Below are 14920 nucleotides of genomic sequence, written 5' to 3'. Positions count from 1 at the left end.
AGGCAATTGATAAATATAATAAGTGGAATGAGCTTTGCAGCATAAAACAAAAAAATTATAGATGCATAATTATAAACTTAGCGGTAATGCGTTTGAACCACGGGCAACGAAATTATACGAAAACAGTAATGTTATAAATGTAGGAAAAACGGGACGCATCGTTTCACTGGCTGCCGGCGCTGTTTTATATGGCATGGCTATAAAAGGAAAGCAAGGCATAGTAAAGAAAGCGTTGCGTTATGGCGGAATGTATTTTCTTTATAGAGGCCTTTCCGGCAATTGTTTAGTAACCGCTTTGCTTAAACGCGAAGAATTCAGAATGCATACCCGTGCCGTAAACATAAGAACTTACTTTATTGTAAAAGCGCCAAGGCAACTGGTTTATGAATCATGGCGCAACCTTGAACGATTGCCACGTTTTTTAAAACATATAAAAAAGATCAGTGTTGTTGATGAGTTGCATTCCGTTTGGGAATTGAAAACACCCGGGCGTCTTCCTGCCGTAGCATGGAAAGCCGAAATTATTGACCAGGAAGAAGGCCGTGAATTAAGCTGGCGCTCACTGCCCGGCTCTAAAATAGAAACCGCCGGTAAAATTACGTTTGCCAACACTACCGGCGGAACAGAAGTTAACCTTATGATCAGCTATCGCCCGCCGGCGGGTTATATCGGCTCTGCCGCAGCAACAGTGATTAATCCCTGGCTGAGGGAAATAGTAAAGGAAGATTTAGTGCGTTTTAAAAGATATATTGAAGCGAAAGCTATTGAATACAGCCATATAGGTTATGATTTTACGTAGCTGTTTTTTCTTGTTGTCTGTAAAACTCTTTGCAATTTTTTTTCACACCTGCTACAAGTGATTAATAAAAGCTGTGTTTTTTATTTAATCACTTTTATTGTTTCCAATCGTCTTTTATCACAAATAAAACCTATCTCTTTCTATTCCATCTTTGATGGAAAAGCCTTCCAAAACTTTTCCAGCACCCTGATGATTTCTTTTTCATTTTATGACCGGAGTTTTTTATTTATTTGTTTGTTCCGCCTGTACACCGGTGTAACGATCGCCTACAATTTTAATTTTTGATAACGCGGCTGTAAGTTCCTGCAATTCCTGTGATGTAAATTCATAACCTGCCGACCAAAGATTTTCCTGTAAATGAGCAAGTTTTGTAGTGCCCGGTATGGGTACGATAAAAGGCTTTTGGGCAAGTAACCATGCCAAAGCTACCTGGGCTGCTGTTAATCCTCTTTGATTGCCGAATTCAGATAATGTATCAATCATTACCCAGTTGGCTTTTATGGCATCCGGCTGATAGCGGGGCAATGTTGGCCTGTTGTCATTATCAGGATTGTATTTTGTATGCTCATTTATATATCCGGAAAGAAAGCCTCTGCTTACCGGGCTATATGGTACAAAGCCTATCCCCAATTCTTCGCAAACCTTAATCACATCGTTTTCAGGTTGCCTTGTCATAAGCGAATATTCACTCTGCAAAGCAGTTAAAGGTTGTACGGCATGCGCTTTCCGAATGGTTTGTGCGCCCGCCTCGCTAAGCCCGAAATGCTTCACCTTTCCTTCTTGTATTAAATCTTTTACCGTTCCGGCAACATCTTCAATAGGCACATTGGGGTCAACGCGATGCTGGTATAGCAAATCAATATAGTCTGTTTTCAATCTCTTTAATGATTGTTCCACTACCTCTCTGATATGCGCCGGTTTACTATTCAAGCCGGCTAATTTTCCGTCCTGGATATTGAAGCCGAATTTGCTGCAAATAATTATATCTTTTCTAAACGGAGCTAATGCTTCCCCAACAAGCGCCTCGTTTTTAAAAGGCCCGTATGCTTCAGCGGTATCAAAAAATGTTACCCCCATATCCACTGCCTTTTGAAGTAGTGATATCATGTATTTACGTTCGGGGATAAAACTGCGGATAGCTCATGCCCATACAACCCAGCCCCAGGGCAGACACTTTCAAACTGTGCTTCCCTGAACCTAATGTTCTGGGTTGGTTTTTTAAGTAATTTTTATTGCCTTTTGTTGCAGGCGATGCTTTCACATCCGATGTTAAAATGCCCATCATGGAAGAAGCCATAACTGATGCACTTAAAGCCGTACCGGCTTTCAAAAATTTTCTGCGATTGTGAATTCTCATATCAAAATAGTTTGCTTTTTATTAGATAAAAAGCAGGTAAGTGCGGTTATTTCGAATCAGGCGCCAGTTCTCCATACCAATAAGACGCCGTAACTCCACCATCCATCAAAAAGTCGCTGCCGGTAATGAATGCGCCGTCTGGTCCCATTAGCAAGGCAGCAACATTCCCCACCTCATCAGGAGTGCCGGCCCTGCCTGCAGGACATAATTCAATCATCCTGCGATATCCTTCACCTCTTGGCCCGTTCAGTTCATCTTTTGCTAAAGGGGTGATGATAATTCCGGGGCTTATTGAATTAATTCTTGCACCCCGTTTACCCCATCTAACTGCTTCTGCCATTACCCGAAGGGTGTTTCCTCTTTTGGATATTTGATAAGCATGCAGCGGGTCAGTTATCTTGTCTGATTGTAAAAATGGAAGCGATAATAGTTCGTCGGCAGGCGTTGTTGCCAATGCCTTGTTTTGTTCAGGTGTTAGCGCTGGCAGGCGATGCCCCGATTGTGAAGCTATCACTACACCCGAGCCGCCGCTTTCAATCACATTGCCGAATTCTTCTAAAATAACGGCAGTGCCATATAAATCTACGTGAAGTATTGTGGATGGTGATGCCTGGGAAGGAGAGACCCCTGCCGCATGTATTAATCCGGCAACGCTGCCAATAGAGGTAGCTTTTTCAACCAGTTCATGAATGGATTGCCTTGATGAAATATCAACAATCGCTGTGCTTATGTCAAAACCGGCCTCACTTAGCGTTTTTGCGGCAGCATCGGCATTATCTTTTTTCAAATCCGCAAGCAAAACGTGTTTACCGGCGCTTACACGCCGGGCAATTGCCTGACCGATGGAGCCTGCACCGATGACTACAATTACATTTACAGAATTCTTTTTCATAATGTTGTCTTTTTAAAATTTAATTCTGACATCTTCTTCATTCCTTCACAAGATGAATTGAAAGCGTAAAGAAAAAAACGGCTTATTAACAGGCAGGTAAAAAGAATTAATTGCTTTTAGAGAGCCGCTTTTTCAATATCCTTTTTTTGCTGTAAGTCACTTAGAATAATTGTTGCTTTATGATTAAGAGCGTCAAATAGATTGCACACACAACTGTGCAATCTGTGCTGAAACAGATATATTCAATAACGATTTAAATATAATTAGCCAGGCAGATTTTTCATCTTCTCTTTATAAAGTTGTAGTATTCATGGAATAAATGATGAAAGATGGCTTAATCGAGCGGTATAAATGCAAGGCCATTGTTAGCGTTCATTGGGATGACAAGCTGATTCGTCTTGCTATCATAGCACATTGAAGCGGCGCTGGGAATATTTTTTGCAATTAATTCAGCAGGCTTCCCTGGCCGGATCCTGGACACGCCGCCATTAAAGACACTGCACACATATTTTGTACCATCGGGCAGAATGACAAGGCCATCGCTTCCCGGTTGCGCAGCGGTTTCTGTTTTCAATAATTTACCATCTTGTGAAAATGTCAGTACATCGGCATTACCGGAATTAACAACAACAATATTGCCTTGCGGATCGAAAGCAATACCATTAGGAACATTAAGCGGTGGGCCTTGTACGAAAACACTTGCTTTGCCGGCAGGTGTAACCTTCCAAACCTTCCATGTATCAGGGTTTGGATTTGGTTTGCCAAAATCGCCCGTTTCCGTTGCGTAAATGGTGCCATCTTCTTTCACTTCAATATCATTGATCCAGCCGGCATCTTCAATTCTAACTTCACCGATTGGTTCACCAGTCTTCATGCTGAATTTGCGGATAACGGCAACACTTGGATCGTCTTTGCCTGTGCCGCCATCCCGATCTGCCAAATACAAAATGCCCTTCATGATATCACTGCCGAACGGTTCATTTAATACAAGAGGCGGAGATAGCTTTTTACGATCATCCGGACGCTGAACGCCGATCCATCTTACAGTATGCACAGATCCATCGTGATTGATGAGAGAAACCCAGGCATCATTTTTCTGCATGGATTGTGGCAGGCCGCGATTGGGAACAACGATAAGCCCACTTTGTGCATCATAAGAACAGCTTTCTGCAGAATAAGTACCACCATAAACTTTTACATTGGATGACATCGCTTGAAAATCCCCGTCTGATGCCGGATTCCCGGAAACGCCAAGTGGTTTTCCAACAGAATACGGTTTTGATTCATCGGTCTGCTGTGCAAACACAGGGTTAGTAAGAAGGCAGGTGCTTATCAGAGTGGTAAAGCCAAATGTGATAAGGCTTCTATAAGAATTTATTTTTTTCATCGCTTTATTTTTTTATGGTTATTTATTCGCTTTAATGCTACTGCGTGTTATTATTGCTGTCATGATTCTTCATCTTAACCGACCTCATCAGGTGAGAGAAAGTAAGTTGAGCCATCTTCCATTTACCGTTTTCCTTAATATACACTTCAGTAACCATAAAAGGATTGGTAACTTCCCTTCCGCCTACAACAGCTACCAGGTCAATATCATTTAAAAGGATTGCGGTGTTGTTGTTATTAAACAGGTTCACACTAACTGAATAAACTTCGGCTTTTTTATACCAGATACCACCGCTTTTTATAGTGGCCAATTCCGGGGTTTTTCCCCAAGTTCCTCCCATGTGGGTAAACATACATTTGTCATCGAACAGCACGTTTAAAGAATCTACATTTTTGTCAGCCATCCAATCCCATTTCTGTTTGGAAAGGTTGATAATTTCCTTTTGTTCAGGGCTCTTATTGGTGGAAGTTTTAATTGTTTCCGTTGGCGGCTGCTGTGCATAGGACGATTGCACAATCATTGTTAAAAGAAACAGTCCTAGAATTTTTGCTTTCATATTGTTATTATTTAAAAGTTTTAATGAATTAATTATTGCAGTGATTTCTTTATTTGTTACTGCAAAGGTCTTGGCATTCTTTAGCCTTAATGGTATATGAATTGCGGATTTATCTACCAATATTGCTGATTACGGATTATTTATTGAAAAAACGGGAAACAAGATGGTAATTTTAAACCAGATAAAAGCAGTATTATGAGTTACATAAGAAGATTTGAGACTATCAGCGATTACAACATATTTAATAATAATGAAACACTTCATCCCCTGGTAAGTGTGGTTGATTTATCGAAAGCCAGTCCGCGACAAGGCTCCCGCATGTATTTTGGATTCTATACCATCTTTTTAAAAGAAGTAAAATGCGGTGATTTGACTTATGGCCGCCATACTTACGACTACCAGGAAGGCACTTTGGTTTTCCTTGCACCCGGACAAGTTGCTGGCGTTAACAGTAACGGAGAAACGTATCAGCCAAAGGGTTATGCGTTGGTATTTCATTCTGATTTAATTTATGGCACTTCGCTTGGAAAGCATATTCAGGGTTATACTTTTTTTGGCTATCAATCCAATGAAGCACTGCATTTATCAGAACGGGAACGGGAAATTGTATTGGATTGTTTTTCAAAAATTGAATATGAATTGAAGCATGCAATTGACAAGCACAGCAAGCAACTGATTGTATCGAATATTGAACTGTTTTTGAATTATTGTTTTCGTTTTTACGACCGCCAGTTTATTACCCGGGATAATGTGCACAAGGGTATTTTAGAAAGGTTTGAAAATTTATTGCATGAATATTTTAATACAGATAAACCTCAAACAACCGGTTTGCCTTCTGTTGCCTGGTGTGCAAGCGAATTAAACTTGTCGCCTGGTTATTTTGGCGACCTTGTAAAGAAAGAAACAGGGAAAACAGCGCAGGAATATATACAATCAAAATTGATTGATGTGGCGAAAGAAAGAATATTTGACCAAAACAAATCTGTTAGGCAAATTGCCTATGAGTTAGGATTTAAATACCCTCAACATTTTACCCGCTTCTTTAAGCAGCATATCGGGCAGTCTCCAAATGAATATCGATTGCTGAATTAAGTGAGTTTTTAAAATTGGCGCCTGCATGGGCTGCTGCTTGTGTGCATTAACTTGTAAATCGCTTAGAATAATTGTTGCTTTATGAATTAAGAGCGTCAAATAGGTTGCACACAACTGTGCAATCTGTGCTGGAACAGATATATTCAATAACGATTTAAATAACTTCTAAGGAAATTTCCGGAATACAGTATAACGCAGCAGGGCTTCTATTAAAATATAGATAACTGCGGCAACAAGCAGCGGCAAAAATTTATCCGTATAGCGGTTATAGGTTTTTACTTTTATTTTAGATTTTTCAAGCTGGTTTATGCTACCGTAAATTTTTTGCAAGGCAGATTTATCAGTAGCATGAAAATACTGGCCACCGGTTTCATCGGCGAGTTTCTTTAGTAAAGCCTCGTTATACTGCAATGTTTTATGCTGAACAACAGGCCCCAGCGGAGAATCCACCACTTCATCCACTTCTTTCTCTGAGCCAACCCCAATCGTATAAATTTTTATGCCATAATATTTTGCCATCTGCAACGCCATATCCGGCGGAATGGTTCCACCGAAATCAACACCATCGGTCAAAAGAATGATTATTTTACTTTTTACTTTGCTGTAACGCAGCCTGTCAACGCTTGTTGCAATACCGCTGCCAATGGCTGTACCTTCATCCTGCAGGTAACCGCTTTGTATATTTTTTACCTGGTTTAAAACAGCATCATGATCGGAGGTAAGCGGGCACAAGGTAAAGCTCAGGTTACTGAAAATTACAATCCCAATTTCATCGCCCGGCCTGTTGCTTACAAAGCTTGATGCCACCTGCTTCGCTGCTTCAAGCCGGTTGGGCTCAAAATCTTTTTCGGTCATGCTGCCGCTTATATCAAAGCAAAGCACAATATCAATTCCTTCTCCTTCATTTTGCGTTTCTGTAAATTTTATACGCGGCCTTGCAAGCGCCAGTATCAAGCATACCAGTGCAAGGCATCTTAACACAAAAGGTAAATGCCTTAACGATACTCTCAGGTTTTTGGTTACCCTTACAAAATAAGTGGTAGTAACCAGCATAGAAGCCTGTTGCTTTTTGTTGCGCCTTATATATTCATAAACTAATATGGGCATTAACAATAAAGCGCCTAAAACCCAGGTATGTGCAAATTCAATATTTTGGTACCAGTCTGTCAGCATCAGTTCTTGCCCTGTTTATATTTTCATCAATGTCTGTAATTATTCTGATAATCTCCTCCAGCGTATTTTTACTTTCCGTTTCACCGGGCAAATACCGGGCGAATTTTACCGAGGCATTCAAATTGAATATGCGGCTGAAATTATTTCTTTCCGCTGCATCCTGCATATAAAATTTAAGGCGGGGCAATAATTCGCCGGCAGTTAAATGCAGCGCTTTTATATTGGTTACTTCTTCAATGTATTGCCTGGTGGCATCATCCATATCTGAATGAAATTTTTTTATTGCACCTGTTGATGACAGGTTCTGCTGCTGCAAAGCCTTTAGCTTTTTCAAAGCCCTTTCCAGGGGCGTTCCTTTTAGTTCGGGCCTGGGTTGCGATGCAGGCTTTTTCTTTCTTTTTATGATGATGAATGCAATAGTTGCTATCAGCAAAACCAAGAGTGCAGCTATAATTACAGGCAACCAGTTAAAGCCTGTTGGCACATCAATAATATCTTTTATGGGATGATATTCTTTTAAAGAAGATACATCTACAGGAAGCACGGTTAAATAAAGCGGCGGGGTTTGAAGTTGTATCTTTTTGCCGGTTGATTTTTCCTGGATAATAAAATTAAAAGGGCCAAGCTGCCACCGGCCTGAATCGAAAGATGTGATTACAAAGTTTTGCTGGTAAGTGAAATTGCCGGCGACGTTGATGGTATCAATAGCGGCGCGTTTCACAATTTCCGCATGATTAATGGTATCATTTATTTGAGGCCATGTTGCAACAAAAAAATTATTTTCATTTATCCTGTTAAGGCTTATTTTAAGTGTAACCTGTTCGCCTAATAAAATTTTATCCCTGTCAACAGATGCAGATACTGATTGTGCGGAAGATGTAAAAAAAATAGCAGATACAATGAGGGCTAAGCATATCCTCATTGCAATAAAAGAAGTTGCAACCACTGTTGACTCTTGACTGTTGACTATTGACCGGTTTCTCATGCCCGCTTCATAAAAAATTGCTGCAAGGCTTTTACATAATCGTCGCCTGTTGCAAGTTGAACAAGATCTGCGCCGGCAAGCCTGAAAATATGCCTGGCATCTTCCTGAATTTTATTAAACTGCCTGTTATATTCTGCCCGCATTACCACATCGCTGGTGTTTAATAAAATGCTGCGGCCGGTTTCAGCATCCTGCAGTTGTAATAAACCCATTTTAGGTAAATCAATATCCCTTTTATCATGCACCTGTATGCCAATTATATCGTGCCGCTTTGCCGCAACTTTAAGCGTTTGCTCATAGCCGGCATCGGCAAAATCGCTTAGAATAAAAACAATGCTTTTATGTCTGGTAACGCGGTTCAGGTAAGCAATGGCTTTCGTAATATCCGTTTGTGAAGAACGGGGCTGAAACGTTATCATTTCCCGCAGCATGTATAAAACATGTTCTTTACCTTTTTTTGCGGGAATATATTTTTCAACTTTATTACTAAAAAAGATCAACCCTGCTTTATCGTTATTGCTAATAGCTGAAAAAGCAAGCACGGCCGCCATTTCAGTTATCAATTCTTTTTTACTTTGCTTGAAAGTGCCAAACAAACTGCTGGCGCTTACATCAATCAATAAAAAAACACTCAGTTCTCTTTCTTCTTCAAAAATTTTACTGTAAGTGCGATCCATTCTTGCAGAAACATTCCAGTCAATAAACCGCACATCATCGCCCGGCTGGTATTCACGCACTTCTTTAAATGCCATACCCTGTCCGCGAAAAGCAGTATGATATTCGCCTGTAAAAAGGTGATTGGTTAAACGCCTGCTTTTTATTTCGAGCGTTCTTACTTTTTTTAATAACTCGCTTACTTCCATTTATAGTTGACGGTTGACAGATGAGAGTTGACAGCCCTACGGCACATTCACCGTTCTCAAAATCTCTGAAATAATTGTTTCTGCTGTTATGTTTTCTGCTTCTGCCTCGTAGGTTAAACCAATGCGGTGACGCAATACATCTTTACAGATTGTTTTTATATCATCGGGAATTACAAAGCCGCGTTTATGCATAAAGGCATGCGCTTTTGCAGCCAGTGCAAGGTTAATGCTTGCTCTCGGAGAAGCGCCATAACTAATAATATTACGCAGCTTCGACAAATTATACTGATCCGGAAACCTGGTGGCAAAAACTATATCAACAATATATTTTTCAATTTTTTCATCAATATAAACCTGCCTTGTTAAGGCTTTGCCGGCATTCACTTCGTCTAAACTAACAACAGGCTCTATACTTGGTAACTGCATGCCCTGTACCTGGTTGCGGATAATCATTTGCTCTTCCTGTTTGTCAGGATATTTCACAATCACCTTCATCATAAAACGGTCAACCTGGGCTTCAGGCAAGGGATAAGTGCCTTCCTGTTCCAGCGGGTTTTGCGTTGCCAGCACCAAAAACGGTTCTTCCAAACGATAAGTTTGCTCTCCAATGGTAACCTGTTTTTCCTGCATGGCTTCCAGTAAAGCGCTTTGCACTTTTGCGGGGGCGCGGTTTATTTCATCCGCTAAAATAAAATTGGCGAAAATGGGCCCTTTACGCACAACAAATTCGTTGCGCTGCTGGTTATAAATCATAGTGCCGGTGACGTCGGCCGGCAACAAATCCGGTGTAAACTGTATGCGGCTGAACTTTGCATGTATGGCCTGCGCCAGCGATTTTATGGTCAATGTTTTTGCAAGGCCCGGCACACCTTCCAGTAAAATATGCCCGTTACTTAACAAGGCAATCATAAGCCGGTCAACCATTTCATACTGGCCTATGATTACTTTACTTAAAGTATTGCGTAATGTTTCAATAAATATAGAAGCCTGCTGAATTTTTTCATTTAAAACCTTTATATCTTCTCCTGTTTGCATTGATTGTATTTATGATTGAAAAATGCTCTGGTTACAAAGTAATGCGGTATAGTATAATGCAAAAAATAATGTTGCAGCTTTAACCAACAATTATGCCGCAAGCAAGCATTTGCACGATATTGTTTTATCCTCATACTATACACATAATAATCGTTAACGTTTTTACACTATGGCTGAAAAAATGATTATCTTATTTTTGCGCAACCACTATTACAGAGCATGGAAATACCAAAAGGAAAACTGATTGCAATTGGCGGGGCAGAAGATAAAGGCGAAGAAACGGAAGTAGGCGAATTGCATAAGAATAATCTTAACTTTTTTGAGCTGGGCATTTTGCGCCGGATTGTTGAAGAAGCCGGTGGCATTGACAAGCGGATTGAAGTAATAACAACTGCTTCCATGATACCGCACCAGGTTGGTGAAAATTATCTTAATGCTTTTGGTAAAACCGGTTGTATAAATGTGAAGCTGATGCACATACGCACCCGTGAAGATTTGCAACAGCCTGAATATTTGCAGCGATTGAAAGAATGCAATTGTGTAATGTTTAGCGGCGGCAATCAATTGCGGCTTACGGCAACCCTTGGCGGCACCACGTTTATGAAAACCTTGCGGGAAAGGTATTGGAATGAAGATTTTATCATTGCTGGTACATCTGCGGGCGCCATGGCCATGAGCAGCACCATGATCTATGAAGGCAATGCTTTCAGGGCGCATTTAAAAGGTGAAGTGAAACTTACTGCAGGCCTTCATTTAATTGATAATGTTATCATTGATTCCCACTTCGAAAAACGCGGCCGTTTTGTGAGGCTGGCACAGGCTGTTGCCGGCAACCCGGCCTGTATTGGCGTTGGGCTTGGTGAAGATACGGGTATGATTATAACAGGCGGCAATAAAATGGAAGCTATTGGCAGCGGCCTTATTGTTATTATTGATGGCCATGAAGTGATACATACCAATATCGCTGATATTCCTGAAGGCAACCCGATGAGCATTGAAAACCTGCGTGTTCATTTTTGTGCAAGAGGCAACGGCTACTTCATTGATGAAAGAAAATTTATTGAGAAAATGGGTAAAGAAACCACGCCCCTCATGACTGATGTTATTTAACCACACCTATTTATTCACGGCCATTACAGACAAGCTAATCTGGATATTTCTTTTAGTTGCAGTTGTTTTAGTGATTTCTTTTCTGAAAGATAAAAGAATGAAAGGCAGAAAAATAATCTTCTTTGGCGATTCCCTCACGGAATATGGCGTTAACAAAGGTGGTTATTTATATTTAATGAAACGAATGCTGAAAGATCAGCAAATTACTGACTGCAATCTTATTGGTGCAGGCATTGCCGGCAATAAAGTAACCGACCTGCAGGAAAGGTTGATAAGAGATGTGATTTCAAAGTCGCCGGATGTTGTTGTTATATGGATTGGCATAAACGATGTATGGCATAAGTATTCACACGCAAACGGTACTGATGAAGATACTTTCAATAAAACCTATCGCAATATTGTTAAACAATTGCTTGCAGATAATATAAAAATTTTGTTGGTAACACCTGGTGTTATTGGCGAAAAAACAGACCGTTCAAACCTGGCTGATGATGAGCTCGATGCCTATTCACAGTTAATAAGAAATGTTGCAGCAGATTATCATTTGCCTTTATGCGATATGCGCCACCTTTTTTCTTTGTATGAAAAAGAAAATAATCATGCAAATGCTGAAGCTGGTATCCTTACGCACGATAGTGTTCATTTAAGCGATGCGGGTAATAAGTTTGTTGCCGAAGAAATGTGGAAGGCCTTAAAAGCGGTATAATTCTTTCAACATACGTTAACCGCAAAGCGCTTTATCTTTGCCCGCAAAATTTTGTATGCTGAAGATTGGAATTTTTGGCGTTGGCCACCTCGGAAAATTTCACCTGAATAACTGGAAAGAAATCAAGAACGTTGAAGTTGTTGGCTTTTACGATCCCGATGATAATAATGCAAAAGAAGTTGAAGAAAAATACCAGGTGAAAAGATTTACTGATATTAATGCCTTACTTGATAAATGCGATGCTGCAGACATAGTAGCGCCTACCAATCTTCATTTTGAATTATGCCAGGCGGCTATAAAAAAAGGCAAACATGTTTTTGTGGAGAAGCCGATGGCCGATACACTTGAACAGGGAAAGCAGATAGTGCAGATGGTAAAAGAGGCTGGCGTAAAATTACAGGTTGGGCATGTGGAAAGGTTCAATCCGGCATTTCTTGCCATCAATAACGTGGCTTTAAACCCTATGTTTATTGAAGTGCACCGTCTTGCACAATTTAATCCGCGTGGTACCGAGGTTAGTGTAATACTCGATCTCATGATCCATGATATAGATATTATTTTAAAGATTGTAAAAAGCGATGTAAAACATATTTCGGCCAGCGGTGTTGCTGTTATGACCGATACGCCCGATATTGCCAACGTCCGCATTGAATTTAATAACGGCTGCGTTGCCAATTTAACCAGCAGCCGGATAAGCATGAAGAAGATGCGCAAGATGCGCCTGTTTCAAAAAGATGCTTATATAGGCATCGATTTTCTTGAAAAGAAAACCGAGATCATCAAGCTTAAAACAAATGAGGATAAAGATGCTTTTACATTTGATATTGAAACGCCATCCGGCAATAAAACGCTTGCTATTATTAACCCGCCCGCCACGCCGGTAAATGCTATAAAAGAAGAGCTGCAGTCATTTGTAAAATCAATTGCCCAAAATAAAAATTCAGTAGTAAATGAAATTGATGGCTTGCTGGCAATGGAAGTAGCGCACAGTATTTTAGAAAAAATTAATAAAACCGCCAACAGTATTTCATAATATGTAAAATACCTGAAGTTACCGGCAGTAAAATTCATTTTTATTATTGTAAAAGTATTTCTGTAATAAAGCTTCGCATTGCGAAGCTTTATTACTTTCCGGCGAGCCTGAAAACTAAATCACGCTTTTTTTAAAATACATATAACATTTATTGTGTGTAATTTTGTAAGGTAAACTTACAAGTTTTACTTATAAAAATGGCAAAGCAATCCAATCTTGAACTTGTTTCAGAGGTTCGTACAACAGTTACAAGGCTTGTAAAAAAGCTGCGCAAGCATTCTGCAACAGGTGTTACGCTTTCGCTCACCGAAAGATCGGTGATGGGCTTATTAAACCGTTCGGGTGAAATGCTGCCCAACGAACTGGCCACTGCGGAAAAAATTACAACCCAGTCAATGTCGCAGATATTAAATCACCTTACTGAACTGGGATATATTAACAGGCGCGCTTCAAAGGAAGATAAACGCAAATCGCTTATATCGCTTTCTGCAAAAGGCATGGCAATTGTAAAACAGGTGGGGGATGAGAAAGACAACTGGCTTTACCAGGCAGTGATGCAAACCTGCACTGCGGCAGAAATACAGGCGCTTAAAAAAGCGCTGGCGCCTTTAAAAAAAATAGTGGATTTTGAAGATGACTGAAGCAAAACATAAGAGCAACATCACAACGTTTGAAGCATTTAAAAGCCGTAATTACCGGTTATATTTTTTAGGCCAATCCATATCGCTCATGGGCACGTGGATGCAGAAGACAGCCGTGAGCTGGGTGGTGTATTCACTTACACACTCTAAGTTTATGCTGGGGCTTTCATTGTTTGCTACCATGTTTCCTGCATTCATATTTTCTTTCGTAGGCGGCGCTACCGCAGACAGGCATAACCGCTACCGCGTATTATTAATAACACAGGTGGCATCAATGGTGCAGGCTGTGTTATTAACGCTTATCGTTTTTTCCAAACATTATTCTGTATGGACAATTTTAGCATTAAGTTTTGTGCTTGGCATCATCAATGCCTTTGATGTGCCTGCAAGGCAATCATTGATAAACGAACTGATAGAAGATAAAAAATATCTTGGCAATGCCATTGCATTAAATTCTTCTATGGTTAATTTATCAAGGTTGATAGGGCCTGCTATTGCCGGTTTTATACTTGAAAAATTTGGCGATGTTTTCTGCTTTGGGTTAAATGCCGTAAGTTTTATTGCCGTTATAACATCTTTATTAATGATGCGGCTTCCTAAAACTGAAGTACAGCGCCATAAGAAAAATATTTTGCAGGATATAAAAAACGGGTGGAGCTATTTAAGAAATGAAAAGCAGTTAAGGTTTATTATATTCATGCTTGGACTGATCAGCCTTTTTGTTTTGCCTTTCTCCACTTTAATGCCTGTGTATGCAAAAGATATTTTTAAAGGAAACGCTTCCACGTTTGGCGTAATTGACAGCATGATTGGTTTGGGCGCATTAAGTGGCGCCATGTTTTTAGCGTCGCTTAAACCCGGCGCTAACCTTAGAAAAGTGCTTGGCATAAATACATTAATATTCGGTGCCGGGCTCATATTGTTTTCTTACATGCATCATTACCCCACAGCGCTTGCCTGCGCCGTATTAACAGGTTTTGGAATGATGTCGCAGGTTACCATTACCAACACCATTGTTCAAACCACGGCAGACCCTGCCATGCGCGGCAGAATGATCAGCTTTTATGCGATGGCATTCTTTGGCATGCAGCCATTGGGCGGACTGATCGTTGGCTCTGTATCACAATGGATCGGCGTTCCCAATACAGTATTGGCGCAGGGATGTATAGCCATACTGATCGGCATTCTGCATATCCGCTTTTTACAAAAAAATAAATTCAGCATTAAAAGGAAAACTGTTCAGCAAATGCTCCAACCCACTGAAGAAGCTCCGGCATCTTAAAAAAATAAA

16 protein-coding genes are annotated in these 14920 nt (G+C 40.3%); 7 read left to right on the top strand and 9 right to left on the bottom strand.

The annotated features are described in order from the left end of the window. Nucleotides 1-61 precede the first annotated feature (61 nt). Entirely contained in the window at nucleotides 62-799 is a 738-nt protein-coding gene (locus BM015_RS17510) for an SRPBCC family protein (protein ID WP_090661738.1), read from the top strand. Nucleotides 800-1021: 222 nt separating this feature from the next. On the opposite strand, the gene BM015_RS17505 is transcribed toward BM015_RS17510, so the two are convergent. From BM015_RS17505 to BM015_RS17490, 5 genes are all read right to left on the bottom strand, one after another. After that, on the bottom strand, nucleotides 1022-1906 hold the full coding sequence (locus BM015_RS17505; protein ID WP_245751473.1) for an aldo/keto reductase: 885 nt from the start codon (nucleotides 1904-1906) through the stop codon (nucleotides 1022-1024). 4 nt (nucleotides 1907-1910) lie between these two features. Then, nucleotides 1911-2156 (bottom strand): hypothetical protein, encoded by a 246-nt coding sequence (locus BM015_RS21910; protein ID WP_245751472.1) that lies wholly within the window; start codon nucleotides 2154-2156, stop codon nucleotides 1911-1913. A gap of 46 nt (nucleotides 2157-2202) precedes the next feature. After that, the gene (locus BM015_RS17500) at nucleotides 2203-3048 is read right to left on the bottom strand and encodes an SDR family oxidoreductase (RefSeq protein WP_090661735.1); all 846 of its coding nucleotides are present in this window, start codon (nucleotides 3046-3048) and stop codon (nucleotides 2203-2205) included. 334 nt (nucleotides 3049-3382) lie between these two features. Then, nucleotides 3383-4435 (bottom strand): SMP-30/gluconolactonase/LRE family protein, encoded by a 1053-nt coding sequence (locus BM015_RS17495; protein WP_090661732.1) that lies wholly within the window; start codon nucleotides 4433-4435, stop codon nucleotides 3383-3385. Nucleotides 4436-4472: 37 nt separating this feature from the next. After that, nucleotides 4473-4991 (bottom strand): nuclear transport factor 2 family protein, encoded by a 519-nt coding sequence (locus BM015_RS17490; protein WP_090662025.1) that lies wholly within the window; start codon nucleotides 4989-4991, stop codon nucleotides 4473-4475. Between the two features lie 195 nt (nucleotides 4992-5186). On the opposite strand from BM015_RS17490, the gene BM015_RS17485 reads away from it, so the two are divergent. After that, a complete protein-coding gene (locus BM015_RS17485; RefSeq protein WP_090661730.1) occupies nucleotides 5187-6083 on the top strand; it encodes a helix-turn-helix domain-containing protein in 897 nt (298 codons plus the stop codon). Nucleotides 6084-6248: 165 nt separating this feature from the next. Here the strand turns inward: BM015_RS17485 and BM015_RS17480 are convergent, their stop codons facing one another. The 4 genes from BM015_RS17480 to BM015_RS17465 are packed head-to-tail and all read right to left on the bottom strand — an operon-like array spanning nucleotide 6249 to nucleotide 10139. After that, on the bottom strand, nucleotides 6249-7256 hold the full coding sequence (locus BM015_RS17480) for a vWA domain-containing protein (RefSeq protein WP_090661727.1): 1008 nt from the start codon (nucleotides 7254-7256) through the stop codon (nucleotides 6249-6251). After that, nucleotides 7228-8178: a hypothetical protein gene (locus BM015_RS17475; RefSeq protein WP_143075912.1), complete on the bottom strand. Its 951-nt coding sequence runs from the start codon at nucleotides 8176-8178 to the stop codon at nucleotides 7228-7230. The genes BM015_RS17480 and BM015_RS17475 overlap by 29 nt, the downstream gene beginning before the upstream one ends. 59 nt (nucleotides 8179-8237) lie before the next feature. Continuing rightward, nucleotides 8238-9104 carry a DUF58 domain-containing protein gene (locus BM015_RS17470; RefSeq protein ID WP_090661722.1) on the bottom strand — a complete coding sequence of 289 codons (867 nt, stop codon included), beginning with the start codon at nucleotides 9102-9104 and terminating at the stop codon, nucleotides 8238-8240. A 36-nt stretch (nucleotides 9105-9140) separates the two neighbouring features. Further along, nucleotides 9141-10139 carry an AAA family ATPase gene (locus BM015_RS17465; RefSeq protein WP_090661718.1) on the bottom strand — a complete coding sequence of 333 codons (999 nt, stop codon included), beginning with the start codon at nucleotides 10137-10139 and terminating at the stop codon, nucleotides 9141-9143. Between the two features lie 219 nt (nucleotides 10140-10358). Between BM015_RS17465 and BM015_RS17460 the strand changes: the two genes are divergently transcribed. The 5 genes from BM015_RS17460 to BM015_RS17440 all read left to right on the top strand — a co-directional run bounded on the left by BM015_RS17460 (nucleotide 10359) and on the right by BM015_RS17440 (nucleotide 14911). After that, a complete protein-coding gene (locus tag BM015_RS17460) occupies nucleotides 10359-11249 on the top strand; it encodes a cyanophycinase (RefSeq protein WP_090661715.1) in 891 nt (296 codons plus the stop codon). A gap of 97 nt (nucleotides 11250-11346) precedes the next feature. After that, nucleotides 11347-11955, top strand: a complete 609-nt coding sequence (locus tag BM015_RS17455; protein WP_218148531.1) for an SGNH/GDSL hydrolase family protein — start codon at nucleotides 11347-11349, stop codon at nucleotides 11953-11955. Nucleotides 11956-12010: 55 nt separating this feature from the next. Beyond that, nucleotides 12011-12988 carry a Gfo/Idh/MocA family protein gene (locus BM015_RS17450; protein ID WP_090661710.1) on the top strand — a complete coding sequence of 326 codons (978 nt, stop codon included), beginning with the start codon at nucleotides 12011-12013 and terminating at the stop codon, nucleotides 12986-12988. Between the two features lie 197 nt (nucleotides 12989-13185). Next, the gene (locus BM015_RS17445) at nucleotides 13186-13629 is read left to right on the top strand and encodes a MarR family winged helix-turn-helix transcriptional regulator (protein ID WP_090661707.1); all 444 of its coding nucleotides are present in this window, start codon (nucleotides 13186-13188) and stop codon (nucleotides 13627-13629) included. Then, nucleotides 13622-14911 (top strand): MFS transporter, encoded by a 1290-nt coding sequence (locus BM015_RS17440; RefSeq protein ID WP_090661704.1) that lies wholly within the window; start codon nucleotides 13622-13624, stop codon nucleotides 14909-14911. The genes BM015_RS17445 and BM015_RS17440 overlap by 8 nt, the downstream gene beginning before the upstream one ends. The last annotated feature ends 9 nt before the right edge of the window (nucleotides 14912-14920 follow it).

Source organism: Parafilimonas terrae, from assembly GCF_900115755.1.
GTDB lineage: Bacteria > Bacteroidota > Bacteroidia > Chitinophagales > Chitinophagaceae > Parafilimonas > Parafilimonas terrae.
The sequence above is the reverse complement of the archived record's forward strand: the minus strand, read 5'-3'. Positions and strand labels throughout refer to the sequence as shown.